23 protein-coding genes are annotated in these 21,245 nt (G+C 63.4%); 17 read left to right on the top strand and 6 right to left on the bottom strand.

Annotated elements, in window-relative coordinates:
• The first annotated feature begins 2 nt into the window (after window positions 1–2).
• From NKH02_RS08720 to NKH02_RS08695, 6 genes are all read left to right on the top strand, one after another.
• Complete coding sequence (locus tag NKH02_RS08720) at window positions 3–1,046, top strand: flagellar hook-associated family protein (protein WP_031260869.1); 1,044 nt, start codon at window positions 3–5, stop codon at window positions 1,044–1,046.
• A gap of 31 nt (window positions 1,047–1,077) precedes the next feature.
• A complete protein-coding gene (flaF, locus tag NKH02_RS08715; RefSeq protein WP_352829119.1) occupies window positions 1,078–1,425 on the top strand; it encodes a flagellar biosynthesis regulator FlaF in 348 nt (115 codons plus the stop codon).
• Window positions 1,422–1,865 carry a flagellar biosynthesis repressor FlbT gene (gene flbT, locus NKH02_RS08710; RefSeq protein ID WP_352863355.1) on the top strand — a complete coding sequence of 148 codons (444 nt, stop codon included), beginning with the start codon at window positions 1,422–1,424 and terminating at the stop codon, window positions 1,863–1,865. The genes flaF and flbT overlap by 4 nt, the downstream gene beginning before the upstream one ends.
• The gene (flgD, locus tag NKH02_RS08705; protein WP_352863353.1) at window positions 1,865–2,272 is read left to right on the top strand and encodes a flagellar hook assembly protein FlgD; all 408 of its coding nucleotides are present in this window, start codon (window positions 1,865–1,867) and stop codon (window positions 2,270–2,272) included. Before flbT ends, flgD begins: the two co-directional genes overlap by 1 nt.
• Before the next feature lie 24 nt (window positions 2,273–2,296).
• Window positions 2,297–2,563, top strand: a complete 267-nt coding sequence (gene fliQ, locus NKH02_RS08700) for a flagellar biosynthesis protein FliQ (protein WP_023761707.1) — start codon at window positions 2,297–2,299, stop codon at window positions 2,561–2,563.
• Window positions 2,564–2,843: 280 nt separating this feature from the next.
• Complete coding sequence (locus NKH02_RS08695; RefSeq protein ID WP_352863351.1) at window positions 2,844–4,487, top strand: MFS transporter; 1,644 nt, start codon at window positions 2,844–2,846, stop codon at window positions 4,485–4,487.
• 46 nt (window positions 4,488–4,533) lie between these two features.
• On the opposite strand, the gene NKH02_RS08690 is transcribed toward NKH02_RS08695, so the two are convergent.
• Window positions 4,534–6,315 carry a chloride channel protein gene (locus tag NKH02_RS08690; protein ID WP_352863349.1) on the bottom strand — a complete coding sequence of 594 codons (1,782 nt, stop codon included), beginning with the start codon at window positions 6,313–6,315 and terminating at the stop codon, window positions 4,534–4,536.
• A 112-nt stretch (window positions 6,316–6,427) separates the two neighbouring features.
• Window positions 6,428–6,727, bottom strand: coding sequence for a putative quinol monooxygenase (locus NKH02_RS08685; RefSeq protein WP_352863480.1), 300 nt, complete (start codon window positions 6,725–6,727; stop codon window positions 6,428–6,430).
• A 148-nt stretch (window positions 6,728–6,875) separates the two neighbouring features.
• Here NKH02_RS08685 and flhA point away from each other — a divergent pair, with 148 nt between their 5' ends.
• Genes flhA through NKH02_RS08670 form a run of 3 tightly spaced genes read left to right on the top strand, consistent with a single transcriptional unit; the run spans window position 6,876 to window position 10,092 of the window.
• The gene (flhA, locus tag NKH02_RS08680; RefSeq protein ID WP_352877922.1) at window positions 6,876–8,963 is read left to right on the top strand and encodes a flagellar biosynthesis protein FlhA; all 2,088 of its coding nucleotides are present in this window, start codon (window positions 6,876–6,878) and stop codon (window positions 8,961–8,963) included.
• Window positions 8,960–9,712, top strand: coding sequence for a flagellar biosynthetic protein FliR (fliR, locus tag NKH02_RS08675; RefSeq protein ID WP_352877921.1), 753 nt, complete (start codon window positions 8,960–8,962; stop codon window positions 9,710–9,712). Before flhA ends, fliR begins: the two co-directional genes overlap by 4 nt.
• A 2-nt stretch (window positions 9,713–9,714) precedes the next feature.
• Complete coding sequence (locus tag NKH02_RS08670; protein WP_352877920.1) at window positions 9,715–10,092, top strand: hypothetical protein; 378 nt, start codon at window positions 9,715–9,717, stop codon at window positions 10,090–10,092.
• Between the two features lie 114 nt (window positions 10,093–10,206).
• Here NKH02_RS08670 and NKH02_RS08665 read toward each other — a convergent pair whose 3' ends face one another.
• Window positions 10,207–10,833 (bottom strand): hypothetical protein, encoded by a 627-nt coding sequence (locus NKH02_RS08665; protein WP_352877919.1) that lies wholly within the window; start codon window positions 10,831–10,833, stop codon window positions 10,207–10,209.
• A gap of 562 nt (window positions 10,834–11,395) precedes the next feature.
• On the opposite strand from NKH02_RS08665, the gene NKH02_RS08660 reads away from it, so the two are divergent.
• The 4 genes from NKH02_RS08660 (at window position 11,396) to NKH02_RS08645 (ending at window position 13,615) form a co-directional block, all read left to right on the top strand.
• Window positions 11,396–12,007, top strand: a complete 612-nt coding sequence (locus NKH02_RS08660; RefSeq protein WP_352877916.1) for a rod-binding protein — start codon at window positions 11,396–11,398, stop codon at window positions 12,005–12,007.
• 98 nt (window positions 12,008–12,105) lie between these two features.
• On the top strand, window positions 12,106–12,531 hold the full coding sequence (locus NKH02_RS08655) for a hypothetical protein (protein WP_352877915.1): 426 nt from the start codon (window positions 12,106–12,108) through the stop codon (window positions 12,529–12,531).
• An 85-nt stretch (window positions 12,532–12,616) separates the two neighbouring features.
• Window positions 12,617–13,132 carry a hypothetical protein gene (locus tag NKH02_RS08650; protein ID WP_352877912.1) on the top strand — a complete coding sequence of 172 codons (516 nt, stop codon included), beginning with the start codon at window positions 12,617–12,619 and terminating at the stop codon, window positions 13,130–13,132.
• Window positions 13,133–13,330: 198 nt separating this feature from the next.
• Window positions 13,331–13,615, top strand: a complete 285-nt coding sequence (locus tag NKH02_RS08645; protein ID WP_056582750.1) for an SCP2 sterol-binding domain-containing protein — start codon at window positions 13,331–13,333, stop codon at window positions 13,613–13,615.
• 82 nt (window positions 13,616–13,697) lie between these two features.
• On the opposite strand, the gene NKH02_RS08640 is transcribed toward NKH02_RS08645, so the two are convergent.
• Window positions 13,698–14,363, bottom strand: a complete 666-nt coding sequence (locus NKH02_RS08640; protein ID WP_352877910.1) for a GNAT family N-acetyltransferase — start codon at window positions 14,361–14,363, stop codon at window positions 13,698–13,700.
• 159 nt (window positions 14,364–14,522) lie between these two features.
• Window positions 14,523–15,656, bottom strand: a complete 1,134-nt coding sequence (gene odc2 / locus NKH02_RS08635; RefSeq protein ID WP_352863328.1) for an ornithine/lysine decarboxylase — start codon at window positions 15,654–15,656, stop codon at window positions 14,523–14,525.
• 539 nt (window positions 15,657–16,195) lie between these two features.
• Between odc2 and NKH02_RS08630 the strand changes: the two genes are divergently transcribed.
• The 4 genes from NKH02_RS08630 (at window position 16,196) to NKH02_RS08615 (ending at window position 20,242) form a co-directional block, all read left to right on the top strand.
• Complete coding sequence (locus NKH02_RS08630) at window positions 16,196–17,392, top strand: amidase (RefSeq protein ID WP_352877908.1); 1,197 nt, start codon at window positions 16,196–16,198, stop codon at window positions 17,390–17,392.
• Window positions 17,393–17,394: 2 nt separating this feature from the next.
• Window positions 17,395–18,291 (top strand): LysR family transcriptional regulator, encoded by an 897-nt coding sequence (locus NKH02_RS08625; RefSeq protein ID WP_352863324.1) that lies wholly within the window; start codon window positions 17,395–17,397, stop codon window positions 18,289–18,291.
• An 89-nt stretch (window positions 18,292–18,380) separates the two neighbouring features.
• Window positions 18,381–19,049 (top strand): DUF1007 family protein, encoded by a 669-nt coding sequence (locus NKH02_RS08620; RefSeq protein ID WP_352877906.1) that lies wholly within the window; start codon window positions 18,381–18,383, stop codon window positions 19,047–19,049.
• Window positions 19,046–20,242: a nickel/cobalt transporter gene (locus NKH02_RS08615; RefSeq protein WP_352877905.1), complete on the top strand. Its 1,197-nt coding sequence runs from the start codon at window positions 19,046–19,048 to the stop codon at window positions 20,240–20,242. Before NKH02_RS08620 ends, NKH02_RS08615 begins: the two co-directional genes overlap by 4 nt.
• A gap of 25 nt (window positions 20,243–20,267) precedes the next feature.
• Here the strand turns inward: NKH02_RS08615 and denD are convergent, their stop codons facing one another.
• A complete protein-coding gene (gene denD / locus NKH02_RS08610; RefSeq protein WP_352877903.1) occupies window positions 20,268–21,245 on the bottom strand; it encodes a D-erythronate dehydrogenase in 978 nt (325 codons plus the stop codon).

Below are 21,245 nucleotides of genomic sequence, written 5' to 3'. Positions count from 1 at the left end.
CCATGACTTCCGTCTCGTCAGCCGCCATATCGAACGCCATGCGCTCCCAGCAGATGCGCATGCAGGCCGATCTCGTCAAAGCCACGAAGGAGTCCTCAAGCGGCAAGGTCGCCGATGTCGGCCTGGCTCTCGGAGGGCGCACCGCCCAGTCCGTCACCTTCCAGCGCGATCTCGACCGGCTCAATGTCATCATCGACTCCAACGGCCTGGTCGGCGCCCGGCTTTCCTCGACGCAGACCTCGCTTGGCCAGCTCTCCGGCGCCGCTCAGACATTCCTGTCCGCCCTGACCACCGCCTCATCAAGCGATTCTTCCAACAGTCTTACCCGGGATTCCGGCAAAGCGACCATTCAGCAGCTGACCTCGATCCTCAACACCAGCGTCAACGGCGAGTACCTGTTCGCCGGCACCAACACCGACGTCAAGCCGATCAACGACTTCAGCGCCGCGGGCTCGCCGGCAAAGGCGGCATTCGATGCTTCCTTCGTCACCAATTTCGGTTTCACCCCGGATGACCCGGCAGCCGCCAATATCACTGCCGCGCAGATGGACGATTTCATCACCAACGATGTCGTGCCGCAGTTCATGGGTCCGGGCTGGCAAGGCAACTGGTCGAACGCCACCGACCAGCAGATCGTCAGCCGCATCGCGCTCAACGAAACCACACCGACCTCGACCAGCGCCAACAGCGACGGTATCCAGAAGCTCGCCATGGCGGCAACCATGGTTGCCAGCCTGATGTCCAGCAACATCAGCCAGGCTGCGAAGAACACGGTCGTCAGCCGCTCAACGTTGCTGGTCGGCGAAGCGCTGAGCGGCATTGCCCAGGTTCAGTCCGAGACCGGCATCGTCCAGAAGCGGCTGTCCGATGCAAACGACCGTATGAAAACACAGACCGATCTATTCGAACGGCATATTGTCGATCTCGTTGGCGTCGATCCAGCCGAAGCCGCGACCCGCGTCGCCGACCTGACGCAGCACATCGAAACGTCCTTCGCGCTGACCGCACGCCTGCAGCAGCTCAGCCTGCTGAATTACCTGACCTGACAACGCTTAACGGAACGGTAGAGCCCCAACGATGTACCAATTCTCCTACGCCGACATCCAGAGCACCTCCGTAGCCGATGCGAAGGATCGCGAGCGGGAACTGCTGACCCGCTCGATCGACATGCTGGCGGCAGCGGCGGCGGCCGGCCACGGTTCGATGGAGGCGATCGAGGCGCTGAATTTCACCAACCGTGTCTGGACCGCTTTCGTCGAGGACCTCGGCTCCAGCGACAACGCCCTGCCCAAGGAACTGCGCGCCAACCTCATTTCCATCGGTCTGTGGCTGCTGCGCGAGGCGGAGGATATTCGCCAGGGCCGCACCAACAATTTCGAAGGGCTGATCGAAGTGTCCCAGATCATCAGGGACGGCATTCAATGACCAACACGCTGAAGATATCGCTCAAGCCGAATGAAAAGATCTACATTAACGGCGCCGTCATCCGTGTCGACCGCAAGGTCACCGTCGAATTGATGAACGACGTGCAGTTCCTGCTCGAAAGCCACGTGATCCAGGCCGAAGATGCCTCGACGCCGCTCAAGCAGCTGTATTTCATCCTGCAGGTCATGCTGATGAATCCGGCCGGCGCGGCCGCCGCGCGCGACATGTTCCGCCGCTCGCTGCCGTTGCTGCTTGCAAGCTTCGAGGACACTCAGATCTGCGGCGCGCTGAAACAGATCGACCGCATGGTCGGCGAGGGTCATATTTACGAGGCGCTGAAGGCAATTCGCGCGCTCTATCCGCTCGAACGCCGCGCGCTGGGTGGCAATGACGACGTTCCGGGTGCCGAACGCCCGCTGGCTGTGGGAGCACGATACTGATGAACGTGGACATGACGACGACGATACCGACCGGCACCAACCAGGCCACCGCGTCGACTTCGAAGACAGCGGTCGACTACCAGTCCTTCCTGAAGCTTCTGATCGCCGAGATGAAGAACCAGGATCCGACGAAGCCGATGGACTCGACGCAGTACGTCGCCCAGCTCGCCACCTTCTCGCAGGTCGAGCAATCGGTGCAAAGCAACACCAAGCTCGACCAGATCATGCAGTCGTCGGCGCTGTCGCAGGCCGACGCGCTGATCGGGCGCTCGATAACCTCCGCCGACGGCAAGACGACGGGCACGGTGGCGTCGGTGCGCCTCGCCAGCAGCGGCCTCATCGCCGTGCTGCAGAACGGCACCGAAGTCGCGGTCGGCCCGGGAGTCTCGGTCAAGGCAGCGAGCTGACGTTTTCGACAGAGAGCCAGTCCCATGAACGAGGCCGACGCTCTCGACATCGTCCAGTACGCGGTGTGGACGGTGCTCACCGCGTCCGCCCCAGTGGTGCTTGTCGCCATGGTGGTCGGCATCGGCATCGCCCTCATCCAGGCGCTGACGCAGGTCCAGGAGATCACCTTGACCTTCGTGCCGAAGATCGTCGCCATCATGCTGGTGGTGGCGCTGACCGGCCCTTTCATCGGCAGCCAGATATCGGCCTTCACCAACGTCATCTTCGAGCGCATTCAGAACGGGTTCTGAGCGGCAGCTATCCGTCCGGATTGTGTTGGAACGAATGCCAACGCTTGCGCGCGGCTGGGGCTAGCTAGATTGCCGTTTTGCATTCGGGTAGGTCGGTTGCCGGCCCGATGCATCCTCGGGTCTGGCAGCGGACAAGGGCGTGGACCTCCTCTATCCCATTGTTGGACCATGGGCTTTTTCGAAAGACATTCGCCCTTTGCGGCGCCATGCCCTACTTTCGGCAAACGGTCTGAGCAAACGGATCGCCTGACGAATCGGCACGACATGGCAGGAACCCCCGATGATTGACGAAAAGCCGGACAGCGAGAGCGTCTCGGCGCTGGCGCCTTTCCGGCACGGCATTTTCCGCGCCGTATGGGGCGCAAGTCTCATCTCCAATTTCGGTGGCCTGATCCAGGGCGTCGGCGCCGCCTGGATGATGACCACGATCGCCACCTCGCCCTATCAGGTGGCTCTGGTCCAGGCTTCGACCACCTTGCCGATCATGCTGTTCGCGCTCGTTGCCGGCGCCATCGCCGATAGTTTCGACCGGCGCAAGGTGATGCTGGTCGCCCAGACCTTCATGCTGGTCGTCTCGGTGCTCCTGACCCTGTTCACCTATTCGGGCCTGATCACGCCGTGGACGCTGCTTGCCTTCACCTTCCTGATCGACAGCGGCACCGCGCTCAACAGCCCGTCATGGCAGGCCTCCGTCGGCGACATCGTCCCTCGCAACAAGGTCCCGGCCGCCGTCGCGCTCAACTCGATGGGCTTCAATCTTACCCGCAGCGTCGGCCCGGCGATCGGCGGCATCATCGTCGCCGCTGCCGGTGCGGCGGCCGCGTTTGCGGCAAACGCGGTGAGTTACATCGGCCTGATCGTCGTTCTGGCGCGCTGGAAGCCGGACGTGCCGGTATCGACCTTGCCGCGCGAGTCGCTGGGCGCCGCCATGGGCGCCGGCCTGCGCTATGTCGCCATGTCGCCCAACATCGGCAAGGTGCTGGTCAGGGGCGCGGCTTTCGGCTTCAGCGCCGGCGCGGTGCTGGCACTGCTGCCGTTGGTGGCGCGCGATGTCGTCAACGGCGATGCCCTGACCTACGGCATCATGCTTGGCGCTTTCGGCATCGGCGCCGTCGGCGGCGCCTTGATCAGCGTCAGGCTGCGGCAATTGCTGTCCAGCGAGACGATGGTGCGCTGTGCTTTCGCCGGCTTCGCCGTCTGCGCTTTCAATGCCGCCCTTAGCCATCATGCCTGGCAGACCTCACTCGGGCTGCTTGTCGGCGGTGCCTGCTGGGTCATCGCGCTTTCGCATTTCAACGTCACGGTGCAGATGGCGACACCGCGCTGGGTGGTCGGCCGGGTGCTGTCGGTCTATCAGACCGCGACCTTCGGCGGCATCGCGCTCGGCAGCTGGATCTGGGGCGTCGTCGCCGATGCGCATGGCGCCGAAACCGCGCTGATCGCCGCCAGCATCGCCATGCTGGCCGGCGGCGCCATCGGCCTGCTTTTGCCGCTGCCGCAACAGCAGGTGCTCAACCTCGACCCGCTCAACCGCTTCAGGGAGCCGCATCTCGCGCTCGACCTGAAGCCGCGCAGCGGGCCGATCGCCATCATGATCGAATACATCATCCGCAACGAGGATGTGCCGGAGTTCCTGGCCATCATGGCCGAACGCGGCCGCATCCGCCGCCGTGACGGCGCCCGCAACTGGACGCTGGCGCGCGACCTGGAAAATCCGGCGATCTGGATCGAGCATTATCACACGCCGACCTGGATCGAATATGTGCGCCACAATGGACGCATCACCCATGCCGACGCCGTCATCGGCGAGCGCATCCGGGCACTGCACAGCGGCGACGAACCGCCGCGCGTGCGGCGCATGATCGAGCGCCCGACGACCGCCGGCACGGCTCTCGTGATGGCCAAGGGACCGATCGAGCATTAGGCTTCGCAACCGCGCCTGCCCTCTCTGGCATCCGGCTTGGCTTCCCCTACCCCTCACCCGACAGGTCCCGGCGCGCCTTATCGAGTTCCTCGGCGTAGCGCCGCATCAAATGACCTTCGGTCAAAAGCCCCAGCACGATATGGTCGGTGAAATCCTCGACCACGGCGAGTTCTTCGGCGCCCGCGCGCTGGAACGTTTCGGCGGCGGCCTGCACGTTCATGCTCGGCACCAGCACCGCGTCCTTGTACTTGGCAAGATCGCGCACCGGCACCTCGCCGTCGGAAGGATCGCTGTGCAGTTCAGCCACGATCAGCACGCCGACATAGCGATCACCCGCGTCGACGGCTATGACGCGCTGGGCCGAGCCTAGCGGCACTTGCTTGCGGAAGGCGGCCAGCGTCGTCGAGGCATAAATGGTCTTGATGTCCTTGCGCATCATCGAGCCTACGGTGAGGCTGCGCATCCAGCCGACATCGTGAGCGCTGCGGATGGTCTCGCCGCGCAGATGGAAGCGCCACGTCGAGAAGGAGTAGCCAAAGGTCTCGCGCACCAGGATCGCCGAAATGATCGAGGCCGCAAGCACGACACCGGTCAGCGTCAGGTCGCGGGTCGATTCCAGCGCCAGGAAGGTCATCGTCAGCGGTCCGCCGACGACGCCGACGGCGAGCGACGTCATACCGACGACGGCGGCGACGGCTGGGTCGATGCCGGTTGCCGGGGAGACGATGGCCATCACATCCGCAAACGCCTTGCCAAGCAGGGCGCCAAGGAACAGCGAGGCAAAGAACAATCCGCCGCGAAAGCCCGACCCCAGCGAGACCGCCGATGCCGCCAGCTTGAGCACGAAGACGCTGGCCACCGCGGCCAGCCCGTAGTTCATCGAGAATTCGCGATGCAGCGCGCCATGGCCGCTGGACAAGACCTGTGGCGTGATCAGCCCCAACAAGCCGACGACGACGCCGCCGATGACGGGGCGCAGCGACGCATCGATCGATAGCCTGGCAAAACCACGTTCGATCAGCGTCACCAGATGCATGATGGCGATCGAGGCGGCGCCGCCCAGCAAGCCAAGCAGCAGGAACGGCACGTACTGGCTGGCGGTGAGCGCCGGCAGGCCCGAAAGCTCGAGCGGAAACGGCACGCCGCCGAACATTTCGGCAGTCAGCGAGGCTGAGATCGCGGCGGTCATGACCGGCGCGACATTGGCGACCGAATAGATGCCGATGATCAGTTCGAAGCCGTAAAAGGCGCCGGTCAGCGGTGCATCGAAGGCGGCCGCTATGGCGCCGGCCGCACCACAGCCAACCAGGATGCGGACATCGTTGCGGCGCAGCCTGAAGAAGCGCGCCAGCCATGACGCCAGGCCGGACCCGACCTGCGTGTAGCCGGCTTCCAGCCCGACCGAGGCGCCAAAACCGCTGGAGATCATCGTCTGGCCGGCGATGATGAAGGTGTCGGTCAGCGACATGCGTCCGCCATAGAGCGCGTTGGCTTCGATCGGGTCGATCGGGGTGCGGAATTTCCGGATTCTGAGCCAGATCACCGTTAGCCCGAGCAGGATGCCGCCGATCGCCGGTACCAGCGCCTGCACCGGATTGGTGAGCGAGAACATGCCTGAAAGCCGACCACCGGGCTGGACGCCGAACAACAGCCGGTGCAGGTCCTGCACGATCTGGCTCATCGCCGAGACCAGTATGCCCGCCATCACGCCGACGGCGCCGGCCAGAATGACCACCGCGATGCCGCGCGCCTCGAGCAGCGGCACCGATCGGATCAGCACCGCGCGCAGCCGGCGGGCGTAGACTTCGCTGTGGTTTCTGGAAAGCACCGGGGCGGCTCGCCGACATCACAAAAGGCAGTGGAAGGCCCGCCTGATACGCCCGGCGACAGGGCATGGCAACCGCAATGGCGACGGACGAGGCGCCATTGTGGCAAACCGATCAGGTCGGCATGGGCTCGCCGGCTTCATAGAGCATGAGGTTGCGCTCGCCGATGCCAAGTGCCGGCCAACACGCACGCCAGTCCGTAAGGTGCGGCGAGGCGAAATGCGCGTCCAGTGCTGCCCGGTCGCTCCAGACTTCGGTGACCCGAATGAGCCCGGCATCGAGCACATCCTGCGCGTAGGAATATTGGACACAACCGGGCTCCGCGCGGCTGCCGGAAACCATGCGTTCCATGGCGGGCTTGGCTTCCTCCAATTTGTTTGGCGGCAAGCGAATGGTGCCGATGATCAGAAGTATGGGATTTTCCTTCTTTCGCAAAGTCGGCCGGCGCGAATGATCCTCGCATGATCGTTCGAACTAGCCAGTCTCCCACTCTCGCGCAAGCTTGGCGGGCTACCCTCACAGGGCTGTCGCGCGCTCGGCAGTCTAAGGTTTTGAGGACGACATGGCGATCAGCGAAAGCATCCAGCCCGGCGCGGTGGCCAAGAACGGCCGCGACGTTTTCTTCGCCATCGGCATCGTCATCATCCTGGCCGTGCTGTTCCTGCCGATCCCGGCCTTTCTCATCGACATCGGCCTCGCCTTCTCGATCGCGCTTTCGGTACTGATCCTGATGGTGGCGCTATGGATCCAACGGCCGCTCGATTTCTCGTCATTCCCGACCGTGCTGCTCATCGCCACCATGCTCAGGCTATCGCTCAACATCGCCACCACGCGCATGATCCTGTCGCATGGAAACGAGGGTACGCACGCCGCTGGCTATGTCATCGCCGGCTTCTCCAAGCTGGTGATGGCCAGCGACTTCGTCATCGGCCTCATCGTCTTCATGATCCTGATCGTGGTGAACTTCATCGTCATCACCAAGGGCGCCACCCGTATCGCCGAAGTCGGCGCCCGCTTCACCCTGGACGCCATCCCCGGCAAGCAGATGTCGATCGACGCCGACCTCTCCGCCGGTATGATCGACGACAAGACCGCGCAGTTGCGCCGCCGCGAGCTGGAAGAGGAATCCTCCTTCTTCGGCTCGATGGACGGCGCCTCGAAATTCGTCCGCGGCGACGCCATCGCCGGCCTCATCATCACCGCCATCAACATCGTCGGCGGCATCGCCATCGGCTACATCAGGCATGGCATGGGCATGGGCGAAGCCGCCGACGTGTTCATCAAGCTGTCGGTCGGCGACGGCCTCGTCACCCAGATTCCGGCGCTCATCGTCTCATTGGCCGCCGGCCTGCTCGTCTCCAAGGGCGGCACCCGCGGCTCGACCAACCAGGCGGTGTTCGGCCAGCTCGGCGCCCACCCGCGCGCCCTCTACGTGGCGGCATCGCTGCTCGTGCTGCTCGGCCTGATGCCCGGCCTGCCGCTGTTCCCGTTCTTTGCGCTCGCCGCTGGCATGGCCGGCCTCGGCTACGTCATCCCGATGCGCCACAACCGCGCCGTCGCCGAAGCCGAGGCGATCAAGGACCAGGAGAAGGCGACCAAGGTCGAGGAGGAGAAGAACTCGGTCAAGGCCTCGCTCGCCACCGCCGAGATCGAACTCTTGATCGGCAAGCAGCTGTCGACAAGGCTGCTGACATCGCATCAGGAACTGGTTTTCCGCATGGGGAAGATGCGCAAGAAATTCGCCACCCAGTACGGCTTCGTCGTGCCGGAGGTGCGTGTCGCCGACGATTTCGCCATCCCGCCGAAGAGCTACCAGATCAAGGTGCACGGCACCGTGGTGGCCGAATACCAGATGCGCGTCGGCGAGATCATGGTGCTGCTCGGCAACCGCGACATACCCGAAATACCGGGCGAGGAAATCCGCGAGCCGGCCTTCGGCATGCGGGCCTACTCCGTGCTCGAAACCTTCGCTGAAGACCTTAAGCGCGAAAACTACACGTTCGCCGACAACATGTCGGTGCTGCTCACCCATCTCTCCGAGGTCATCCGCAACAACCTGCCGCAGCTTCTGTCCTACAAGGACATGAAGGCGCTGCTCGAACGGCAGGACCAGGAATATCGCAAGCTCGCCGACGAGATCTGCACCACGCACATCTCCTATCCCGGCCTGCAGGCGGTGCTGAAGCTGCTGCTCGCCGAGCGGGTCTCGATCCGCAATCTGCACCTGATCATCGAGGCGATCGCCGAGATCGCGCCGCATGTGCGCCGCACCGAGCAGATCGTCGAACATGTCCGCATCCGCATGGCCCAGCAGATCTGCGGCGACCTCTCCGAGAGCGGCGTTTTGAAGGTGCTGCGCCTCGGCAACCGCTGGGACCTCGCCTTCCACCAGAGCCTCAAGCGCGACGCCAAGGGCGAGGTGCGCGAGTTCGACATCGACCCGCGCCAGCTGGAAGAGTTCGGCCAGGACGCGACCAAGGCGATCAAGAAATTTCTCGAAGCCGGCGAGCGTTTCGTGCTGGTCACCGCGCCCGATGCCCGCCCCTATGTGCGCATGATCATCGAGCGGCTGTTCACCACGCTGCCGGTGCTCAGCCACGTCGAAATCGCCAAGGGCGTCGAGATCAGGGTGCTCGGAACCATATCGTGAGCGTGCTCTCGCAAGGCGTCGTCATCGCGGCGTTCCTCGCCTTCTGCCGCATCGGCGCCTGCTTCATGCTGATGCCGGGCCTGTCCAGCGCCCGCGTTCCGGTCCAGGTCAGGCTGTTCGTGGCGGTCGCCGCCACCGGCGGCCTGCTCGCCTTCCTGTGGGACAAGATCTTTCCCTTCGTCGACCCGCGCCCGCAGATCCTGGTGCCGATGATCATCTCGGAACTGCTGGTCGGCGGCCTGATCGGCGCCATGACCAGGCTTTACATGGAAGCCCTGCGCTTCATGGGCTCGGCCATCGCCATGCTGATCGGCTATGGCGGCACCGGCGGACCGGCGATCGAGGAGCCCGAACCCCAGGCGGCCCTTGCCGCCATCATCTCGTTCTCGGCGCTGCTGATGCTGTTTGTCTTCGATTTCGACCACGAGATAGTACGCGCGCTGGTTTCTTCCTACACGGTCGCACCGGTCAATATCTTCTTCAACCCGCAGGCGGCACTCGTCGATGTCACCGACACGGTGTCGGACACGTTTTTCCTGGTCATCCGCCTCGGCAGCCCGTTTGTCGCCTATGCCATTCTCGTCAATCTGACGATCGGCTTCGTCAACAAGCTGACACCGCAGATCCCGATCTATTTCATCTCCCAGCCCTTCATCATCGCCGGCGGCATGATCATCTTCTACTTCGCCATCGGCACCATGCTGTCTTTGTTCGTCGACGGCTTTGTCGACCTGACGTTGGCGAGATAGAAATGAGCACGCGCAAGGACCGCCTCAGGAAATTGGTCAAGGTGCAGGAGCAGCTGAAGGCGCTGCACGAAACCCATCACGCCACCTTCCTTGCGGCAGCCAGCGCCGCCGAGGCCGAAGCCCGTGATCTGGTCGGACATTTCGACCAGGCCGATTCGCTTTCCGGCCTGTTCCCCGATCTCTACCATCGCCGCATCGCCCAGGCCGTCGTGCGCCAGGAGGCGAACCTGGCAAGCGCGAAGCAGGAAGCCAGCCTCATCGCCGCCGCGACCGCGCGCACCAACATGGTCGAGCGCGCCTACAAGGACGTGCGCAACCGCGACGAGCGCGAACGCTCCGACCGCGAGCGGCTGGATATTATCGCGCAGAAGCGGCCATGAGGAGTAGAGGAGGGATTTCGGCTGTTGTGAACCGAAGCAGCCATTGTCGGGTGCCTGAAAGCGAACGTTCGAATCAAACCCCGAACAGATTTTCGTCTGATCGGGTTTTGCCCGCTAGAATGGCAAGTTTTCGACTGTGCCGGGCATTGTGGAAAATAACATGGCGTTGCGCGCCCAAGGATCGCCTCGCTCTCCCCGGGATAGCAGGGCGGCGGTTCCCGTCAGTATCCAGTTGGGCGGCTTGGGCTGACCAATTTGCTGCTTGAGCTTACGGCGGCAAAGCTCAATGAACTTGGCCATCCGCTGTTGGATGGACTCGTCGGCAACAAGAATTGTCGTCCGTCCGAAATCTTCTGCCACACGGTACCGTAGGAACGGCGGCAGTCGTTCGAACGTACTCCACGCGATCAGCGGCACCTGCACAGCCGAAAAGCTCGACTCGCGCGGCAGGTAGTATGGACCGATATCGATCAGCCGGTTTTCCGCAACTGTCCAGTAGTGGGCGTGTCCGTCACTGGCATTCGCGAAGCCTTGCAATCCAGCTTCATTTCCCGACCTCGCAACCATAAAGGCGAGCACGTCGCCCCCTTGTATCGAGGCCGGGTAGCCCAATTCAGTCAATAATGATTGCATACCAAAAGCGGCATACATGCAGCGCTTGTAATAATCTTCACGAAAAGACTGCCGCAAGGTGCGATCAACAATCGCAAAGGAACGTTCTAGAGCGCTTTCAAATCGCATGCCATCTCCGGACGGTCTTTCGGCACCATATTTTGTGATGCATCACTAGATCGAAGGTTAGGCGGCATCTTACGCCGCCGTATTTGCAACTATTTGCTTCTATATCCACAAAATATACCATACACGCGCACTGTCCTTACGCGGACTTTGGCGCGATAGGCGCGCCCTTGAAGACTTCAGCGATTGTGTACAACACAGAAACTGCAATGTGCAGTAAGTCACGACCTTGATTTATCAATGGCTCACTCGAATCTATTCGAACCAATTTTATGGCTTCCTCGATCGCGCTTGGAGGTAGATGCGCGTCGCCGAACCTAGACAACTCGTCGCGTTTCCGCGCGCATCTCAAACCACGCCTTCTCCATACGTTGCTCCGCGAGGACAGGGCATTCGCGATCACCCGGCCAGAGCAACCTAGGCGAGTGCGGGCTAGGCTACAAGGTGGGCGAACATCCGGTTTCCGGCCACGAGCCAACGACCACTTCTGGCGCTTGGCCGACAAAGACACGCCTTCATCCCGCCTCCCCTTCCCCGCGCAAGCCTGCCACAAGCTTGTTGAGGCATGGTCTGGCTAAGGAAAACCGACAAAAGGCGGACTTTCTTGGCGATTTCTCCACCCAGCGACATCGTTATGGATGTGGCCCGAGCCGTCGACCCGACGGATATCGAGGCCGCCCGTGCCGCGCTGACGAAGCGGGCCGGTGGTGCTGCGGGTGCGTTTTCGGTCGACAGCGCCGCTTCGGTCGATGCCGGCTCGGTCCTGTCGCGCGCTACTGCCGACAAGGCCGCCGCCGCAACCGATCCCGCCAAGAAATTCAAGAAGTTCGAGGCGATGGTGCTGCAGACCTTCATCCAGAACATGCTGCCCAAGGACACCGAAGGCGTCTACGGCAAGGGCCTGGCCGGCGACATGTGGAAATCGCAGCTTGCGGAGCGTGTGGCCGACGTCATGGCCGAACGTGGTGGCATCGGCATCGCCAAGTCGATGCTCGCCGACCACTATGTCGAAGGCAAGCGCATCGTGCCGGTCGGTCCGGTTTCGGGCGGGCCGGAAAGGACCGAGATGGATCAACAGAACAGTCTGTCGACCTCGCTGGTCCACGAATTGCAGCGCAGGGCGGCGCGGTCGATCACCGGTGACGAGACCATCGTCAAGACAGACATCAAGATCTAGGACATGCCCCGGAACCGGGAACCGGTTTTGGGAGGGATCATGCTCAACCATTGAGATAGTGCGTATCCGAGTTTCAATCTAACCAGACCGGGATTTTCATGGCCGACTTTTCGGAATTCACCGCCAACCTGCCAGCACGCACGACCGCTTCGGAAGCGCCGATCCCGTTCGCGCGGCCTGGCAACCTCGCCGCCATCATCGGACGTATCGAGGAAGTGGTCGAGGAAGAGACGGCCGGCATCCGCAACGCCACCAACTATGATCTCAAGGCATCGAACGCCCGCAAGAGCCGCTATCTATACGAGCTGACCCGCGCCATGAAGGGTGGCAGCGAAGCCGAATTCCTCGAACAGCACCGCGACGGCCTGACCCGGCTGCGCCACAAGCTGGCGAAGAACGAGGCGGCGATCCTGGCGCATCTAAGCGCGGTCAACGAAGTCGCCAGCCTGCTGCGGCACGCCATCCAGCGCGCCGAAACCGACGGCACCTATTCGGCCGGCGAATTCGGCTGGGCAAAGGCATGATCCCGAACACAGGGAACGCATTTGCGATCCTGCTCAGGCAGGAGGGCAACGCCGCGTTGGCATCTCAAGGCCGTGACGAGGCCCGATGATCAAGGTCATCGCCATCGCCGTCTGGATCTGCGCCGCCACGCTCGGCGCGGTGTTCTATTCGTTCCAGGCCGCGGGCGAAAAAGGTGTCGGCGAGACGCCGAAGCCGATGCTGGGCGGCCTCGACTACGTCAAGACCGATATCATTTCGGTGCCGTTGATCCGCGATTCGCAGATCGGCGGCTATTTCCTGACAAAGCTCGTCTACACGGTCGAACCCGAGCAGATAAAGAAGCTGTCCATTCCGGCGGAAGCGCTGATCACCGACCAGGTCTATTCCTACCTCTATTCCAATCCGCAGATCGACTTCACGCAGAAGGCGACGATCGATCTCGATGCCTTCCGCGCCGCCATCCGCGATACCGTCAACGCGCGTGTCGGCGCCCCTTTGGTGCATGAGGTTCTGATCGATCAGGTCAACTTCCTGTCGAAGGACGAAATCCGCGACAACTGGCTGCGCCGCAAAAAAAGCGAGACCGCGGCGGAAATGACCAAGGCGTTCAAGGAACACTGAGTTGCCCTGCTCATAGGTCCGATCGCATCGGGCCTCACCTGCCGCGAGGGACAGGAACCAGCCACCGGAATACGCGTTGACGTAAACGTCAACGCAAAGCTATATGCGGCAGCGACCGTGATCGCGAAACCGCGGCATGGGCTTCGGCCGGATCGAAGCGCCGTTGCGAGACAGATGCAACCAGACAAGGAGAACAGCGTGAGCGTTCAGGAGATTGCCGAGAAGATCAAGTCGCGCGTGGCAAGCAGCGGGTTCGATCGTTCCGTGAAATTCGACACCGGCAGCGACGGCGTCATCGTCATCGACGGCGCGACCGTTTCGACATCAGACGCACCCGCCGACTGCACCATCAAGCTCTCGCTCGACGACCTGGATTCGCTGATCGCTGGCGATCTGAATCCGACGATGGCCTTCATGACCGGCAAGATAAAGGTCGAAGGCGACATGACCGTCGCCATGGCCCTCAGCCAGCTGATCGGCTGACCACTATCAGACAAACCAACGCTGCCCAATAGGCGGCGTATTGTTTTGAATGAAGACGCGCCGCTTCAGGCGGCCTGAAGCATCAGGCCGCCGAATTCAGTTCCTGCGTCTTCAGCTTGCGCCCCGCCGCCTTCAACGTGCCGTGCAGGCCATCGAGCGCGCCGTCCACCAGTTCAAGCGCCAGCAAACGGTGCCGCTCGTAAGGTCCCGGCATGGCGAGCGAACCGGTCCTGGCGGCGGAGAAGCCGAAGCGTCCGTAATAAGGCGCATCACCGACCAGCAGGATCGCGGCGTGGCCAAGCCGCGCCGCCTCGGCGATGGCATGGCGCATCAGCGCCGAGCCGATGCCGGCACTCTTGAGCGATGGATCGACTGCGAGCGGTCCAAGCAGCAGCGCGGCCGGACCACCCTCGCCCAGCGTGACATCCCACAGCCGCACGGTGCCTGCCACGTCGCCCGAAGCATCGTGGGTGACAAAGGCCAGGCCTTCAGAGGGCCGACGGCCACGCCGCAGCTTCTCCGACGATTTTTTCCGCCGCTTCGGCCCCATGGCCCGATCGAGCAACGCCTCGCGCGCCGCGACATCGGCGTCGGTTTCGGCAATGATGGCAATGGCACTCTCCCCCCTTGAGGGGGAGATGTCGCCAAAGGCGACAGAGGGGATCGCCGCGCGTGAAGCGCTGACCCCAGACAGCCCAAGAGAAGTCGCGGCAGCTGCGACGACCCCCTCTGGCCACTTCGTGGCCATCTCCCCCTCAAGGGGGGAGACTCCGCGCGCAGCGCCTTCAACAATGAAATTTGCAATGTCCATTTCCGCGATCCTTCACGAGCGGAGGTTGTTCCACAGGCGAACCCGGATGGGCGACGGACGCCCACCTGGGATGATCTGACCGGTTCTTTCGAACCGTCAGATCACGTAGGATCGGAGAGGCTCGAAGCCGTTGAAGGCGACCGCCGAGTAGGTGGTCGTGTAGGCGCCGGTGCCTTCGATCAGCACCTCGTCACCGATGGTCAGCGAGAGCGGCAGCGGGTACGGTGTCTTCTCGTACATCACGTCGGCCGAATCGCAGGTCGGGCCGGCGAGCACGCAAGGTGCGGTCTCCGTGCCGTCATGGCGGGTGACGAGGGGATAGCGGATAGCCTCATCCATCGTCTCGGCCAGGCCGCCGAACTTGCCGATGTCGAGGAACACCCAGCGCACATTGTCGTTGGCGGCCTTCTTCGAGATCAGCACGACTTCCGACTTGATGACGCCGGCGTTGCCGACCATGCCGCGCCCCGGCTCGATGATGGTTTCCGGGATGGCATTGCCGAAATGCTTGCGCAGCGCCGAGAATATCGACTGGCCATAGGCCTGGGCCGCCGGCACGTCACGCAGATAGCGCGTCGGGAAACCACCGCCCATGTTGACCATCTTCAAGACGATGCCTTCCTCGGCGAGCGTCGCGAACACCACCTTGGCGTCGGCCAGCGCGCGGTCCCAAGCGGTCAGGTCGGTCTGCTGCGAGCCGACATGGAACGACACGCCATAGGCGTCGAGGCCGAGCTCCTTGGCATGGCGCAGCACGTCGACGGCCATCGCCGGCACGCAGCCGAATTTGCGCGACAGCGGCCACTCGGCACCCTCGCCATCGGTCAGCACGCGGCAGAACACGCGCGCGCCGGGAGCGACACGGGCGATCTTCTCGACCTCTTCGACGCAGTCGACCGCGAACAGGCGGATGCCGAGCTGGTAGGCGCGTGCGATGTCACGCTCCTTCTTGATGGTGTTGCCGAAGGAAATGCGGTCCGCCGGCGCACCGGCGTCCATCGCCATCTCGACTTCGGCAACGGAAGCGGTGTCGAAGGACGAGCCCATCGCGGCAAGCAGGCGCAGGATTTCCGGCGCCGGGTTTGCTTTCACCGCATAGTAGATTTTCGAATCGGGCAGCGCCTTCTCGAAGGCGCGAAAATTGTCGCGCACGACGTCGAGGTCAACGACCAGGCAAGGGCCGGTCGGACGTCGGGTGGCGAGGAAGTCAAGGATGCGCTGGGTGGCCATCGGGGTCTCTCCATCAGCGCCTTTCGGGCGCCATAAGGCTGCGGGACGCAGGCTGTCAGCCTCGCGAACACGCGGTGGACAAAGGCGGGACGGAAATCCATGGAACCAGCCGGTGGAGACCCCGGAACCATGAAGCGCCGTCTCGCGGCGGTGAACCTTGGCCTTGCCCGGCCTCGGTTCGCTTTGTCTGCCTTGGCTTGGATGGGAGACCCGTCCGCACTGCCGGCAATGAAGGTGTGCCTCTTCAGTAACCCCGGTTTTTGGACAACCGGCAGAACACCAGAAAGGCCCGCACCGTCGTTGCTTCAAGGTGTCCTCGGGCTGGCGGTTGGCCGCTAGACCGACTGGAGGGGTTGGCTCCAGTTACCTTACCGATTTCCCTCACCATTCGAGGACCGGCGGACACCCACAGGCACGTGCGACTTTGGGCAAGCGCGATATAAGGGCGATGGGTTTCACAATCAATAAAAATCGCATCCGAGGTTGTAAAATTTCTGGCATCGAACGATGTTGCGGCAACCGTATCCGGATAGCGAACGATGACAGGCACCCACGGCCCTCTCAACGCCTTTCTCGATCTTCGCCAGATGCCGGTGGCGCATGCCGAGCTCGGCCCGCTGGCCGGCCTGCGGCTGGCCGTCAAGGACATCTACGACGTCGCCGGCTATCGCACAGGTTGCGGCAACTTGCAGAAATTCACTGACAGCCACGCCGCCTCGCGCACGGCCCCGGCCGTGCAGATGATTCTCGATGCCGGCGCGCGCTTCGTCGGCAAAACCCAGACCGACGAGCTTGCCTTCGCGCTGTTCGGCCAGAATGCGCATTTTTCGTTTCCAGTGAACCCGGCAGCGCCCGACCGCGTCACCGGCGGCTCGTCATCGGGGTCGGCGGCGGCGGTGGCGGGCAGGCTGGCCGACATCGCCACCGGCTCCGACACCGGCGGCTCGATCCGCGCGCCAGCGAGCTTTTGCGGTCTGATCGGGCTGCGCACCACGCATGGGCGCATTTCGCTCGATGGCACGATGAAGCTGGCGCCGAGCTTCGACACGTTCGGTTGGTTCGCCGACGATATCGAGACCTACGAGACCGTCGGCAAGCTGCTGCTCGGCCGCGACCCCCACCAGCACGCACTGGACCGGCCGCTGACGCTGGAATGGCTGGACGCGCTGGTCGCCGGCCCGGCGGTTGCCGAATATGCTCGAATGAAGGCACTGGCGAGTACGGTCTTCGGCGCGCCGGCGACGGCAGCGACGCGCTTCACCTCGTCTCCGGATGAACTCTACTGGTGCTTTCGCCGGCTGCAGGCCAAGGAGGCCTGGGCGGTGCATGGCGAATGGATCACCAGTGGCGAGCGCAACCTCGGTCCCGGTGTCGAGGAGCGCTTCGGCTTTGGCCGTGCCGTCGACGACAAAACAGCCCAGGCCGAGAAGGTGCGCCGGCTGACCTTTCGCGGCGAACTGAGCGCCTTGCTCGGCAAGGACGGCTTCCTTGTCCTGCCGACGGTGCCGGGCCCAGCTCCCTACGTGGACAGCACGCCGGAGCAGTTCCAGGCCTATCGCGAACGGACGCTTCAACTTCTGTGCCTGGCCGGCCTGTCCGGTTTTCCACAGATCACCTTGCCCATCGGGTCGGTCGCCGGCGCCCCGTTCGGCCTGTCGCTGCTTGGCCCTTCCGGCAGCGACATTGCCCTGATACGGCTCGGCCGGAAACTTCTCGACGCGGCACGAAAGGCCTGACCATGGACACACTGACCCGCATGCGTGCCTTCATCGACGTGGTCGAGGCCGAGGGCTTTTCAGCGGCGGCACGCAAGATCGGCCGCTCCAAGGCCCTTTTGTCGAAATATGTGCGCGAGTTGGAGGACGAACTCGGCGCCCTGCTGCTCAACCGCACCACGCGCCAGTTCTCGATGACCGAGGCCGGCCACACCTACTACCGGCGCGCCTCGGAGATCGTGCGCGAGGTAGACAGCCTGGCCGACGCCGTGCGCGAATCCTCCGGCGACGTGCGCGGCCGGATCAAGCTGTCGGCGCCGCGCACCTTCGCCGATGCACCGATCGGACAGTCGCTGATCGATTTCGCCAAGCAGCATCCCGACATCGTGCTCGACATCCAGCTCGACGACCGCTTCGTCGATCTGGTCGAGGAAGGCTTCGACCTCGCGGTGCGCATCTCGCGGCTGGAGAACTCGTCGCTGATCGCAAGGCGCCTGGCGCCATTTTCGATAAAACTCTGCGCCTCTCCCGAACTGATCGCCAGGCATGGCATGCCGACACGGCCGCAGGATCTCAGCCGCATGCCCTGCATCGTCGACACCAATGGCCGCGGACTGAACAACTGGCCGTTCAAGGGCGACAATGGCGATCCGGTGAGCGTTTCGGTGTCGGGTCCCATCGAGGTCAACAGCCCGATGACGGCGAGAGCCGCGGCCGTAGCCGGGCTCGGATTTTCCGTCCTGCCGGATTTCATCGCCGCGCCCGACCTCGCGAGCGGCCGGCTGGTGTCGGTGATGGATGACCGCATCCTGTCGGGCGGCGGCATCTTCGCCGTCTACCCGCACCGCCGCTACCTGCCGGCCAAAGTCCGCGTTTTCGTCGACTTCCTGGTGCAGTGGTTCAGAACGCGTGAAGCCTGATCTATTCAGTCGAGTCCCGGTCCCAATTTCGCCCCCTTTCTGATAACTCTCGACATCTCATCCGAGGCCCAATGGAATCGCGACCGAGAATGCACCTGAAACGGCACGCAATCATGCTGGCTTCGGCCTTGGCGGCGACATTTGCCGCCACCGGACCGGCTGAGGTGCATCCCCACGTCTTCGCCGAGGCCCGCCTCGACGTGATCCTCTCCCCGGATCACCAAAGTGTGAAAGCGCTGCGTCATCTCTGGCGCTTCGACGATCTCTTCTCCAGCACGGTGATGATGGAGTTCGACAAGAACTCCGACCTGAAGCTCGACGACAACGAGCTCAAGGAAGTCGCCGACACCGTCCACGCCTCGCTGGCCGAGTTCAATTACTTCCAGCTCGTCACCGTGGACGGCAAGGACGTGGCGATGACGCCGCCGCCGCATCTGATGGCCAATTTCGACAACGACCAGTTGATCATCCTGTTCGAATCCGAGCCGAAGGAGCCGATGAAGCTCAACGGCAAGATCGACATCGGCGTCTACGATCCGACGTTCTACACGGCGATCGACTTCACCGAGGACTCCAACATCACGGTTGAAGGCCTGCCGTCGAACTGCACCAGCAAGGTGATCCGTCCGGACCCGGACGAGGCGATCAAGGAAAACCAGAAGACCCTCACCGATGCCTTCTTCAACGATCCGACCGGCACCGACATGAGCAAGATCTTTGCCACCAAGCTCGAACTGACCTGTCAGCCAGAAGGATGAAGCCGGTGACGAAACCGTCCCTGCATTTGGCATTCGGCCTGTTAGCCGTCACCGTTGTCACGATGCATTTTGCCAACGCCGCCCATGCCCAGAGTTCGCTCGGCATCGGCGTCAATGACGGCATCGCGCCCAGCGCCGGCCCCTTCGCCCACATCCTGATGTGGATCAATCTGCGGCAGCAGGAATTCTATCGCGCGCTGGCAACCGCGATGAAGGCGATGCGCCAGGACGGCAGCAAGATTTGGATACTCGTCGGCCTGTCCTTCGCCTACGGCATCTTCCATGCCGCCGGCCCCGGTCACGGCAAGGCGGTGATCTCGTCCTACATGGTCGCCAACGAAGTGGCGCTGCGGCGCGGCATCCTGCTGTCCTTCGTCTCGGCGCTGCTGCAAGGCCTCACGGCGGTCGCGGTGATGGGGGTCGCCTATTTCGTCTTGCGCGGCACCTCCGTGTCGATGACGGACGCGGCCTGGTTCATGGAGGTCATGAGCTTTGTCTTCGTCACCCTGTTTGGCGCCTGGCTGCTGTGGCGCAAGCTCGGCCCTGCCGTCCTGCGCTTGTTCGGCAAAGGCCCCGCCTACAGCCTGTCGGCGGCGCACGCTGGCCATTCTCATGGTGGCCATTCGCATGCAGGTCATTCGCATGCCGCTCACAGCCATTCGGCGGCGCAAGCCCATTCGCATGCGCTGCAGCTGCATGACGATCACGACCACATGCACAACCATTCCCACGATCATCACGACCACGGCGCGCATGACCATGATCACGCCACCCACGATCATGCCCATCACGATCACGCGGCGGGCGAGGTCTGCGACACCTGCGGCCATTCGCATGCGCCCGACCCGGCGCTGCTGTCGGGCGATCGCTTCGACTGGCGCACGGCCTGGTCGGCGGTGGCGGCGGTCGGCATCCGCCCCTGCTCCGGTGCGCTGATCGTGCTCAGCTTCGCGCTTCTCAACGGGCTCTGGCTCGGCGGCCTGCTGTCGGTGCTGGCGATGTCGCTGGGGACCGCGATCACCGTCTCGGCGCTGGCCACACTTGCGGTGACCGCCAAGAACTGGGCCGTGTATTTCGCCGGCGATGGCCGCATGGGCAACCGCATCCACTCGATCGTCGAGATCGGCGGCGCCGCCTTCGTCTTCCTGTTCGGACTGTTGCTTTTGTCGGCAAGCCTGGCGTCAGGCGGGTGATTTTCCCCACCGTGGTGCTGCGGATTTAACCTGCGATCTTGCCGCCGAGCTCATCCTCGATATGCGCGCGGATGATCTCGTCAAAACTCTTTTCGGCGGCAAAGCCGAGCTCCCTTGAGCGCCGCGCCTCGAACCTTGTCGGCCAACCCTTGACGATCGCCCAGATCGTCTCGTCCGGCTCCTCACGGATCAGGCTCGCCGCCTTCGGCCCGGCGATACGCTCCAGCGCCTCGATCTGCTCGCCGACGGTAACGGCGACGCCGGGCATCGTCAGGTTGCGGCGCGGCCCGACGGCGGCGCCATCGATCTGCGCCGCATGGATCAGGAAGTTGACCGCCGAACGCGGGCTCGCGTGGGTGTGCACGACGGAGCGCGGCACCGGCAGGATCGCCTCATGTCCGCTCAAGGGCTCGCGGATGATGCCCGAGAAGAAGCCCGACGCTGCCTTGTTCGGCTTGCCGGGCCGCACGCAGATGGTCGGCAGCCGGATGCCGATGCCGTCGAAGAAACCGCGCCTGGAATAGTCGGCCAGCAGCGCTTCGCTCATCTGCTTCTGCGTGCCGTAGGAGGTCAGCGGCGTCGGATGGAAGTCATCGGGTATGACATCCGGGAACGGTGCACCGAACACCGCGATCGACGAGGTGAAGACGACACGCGGTGCAAAGCCCGCCAGGCGGATGGCATCGAACAGCGCCCGCGTGCCGTCGAGATTGACGCGGTAGCCGAGTTCGAAATTCGCCTCCGCCTCGCCGGACACGATGCCGGCGAGATGGAAGACGACATCGGGGCGCGATACGACCAGGCGTTCGGTGGCACCCGCCTCGGCAAGATCGCCGGTGTGGAGGGTGATGCTGACCCCGTCCATGACCGGCGCCTGCGGCGGCACGATATCGTGCAGGTCGAGCGCGGTGATCTTGCCGCCGCGCAGCATGCCGTCCTTGGCCAGCCGGGCGATGAGCTTGCGGCCGACCATGCCCGCGGCGCCGGTGATCAGAATGCGCAT

The organism is Mesorhizobium sp. M1396, from assembly GCF_040317725.1.
GTDB lineage: Bacteria > Pseudomonadota > Alphaproteobacteria > Rhizobiales > Rhizobiaceae > Mesorhizobium.
This window is presented reverse-complemented; position numbering and strand designations above follow the sequence as displayed.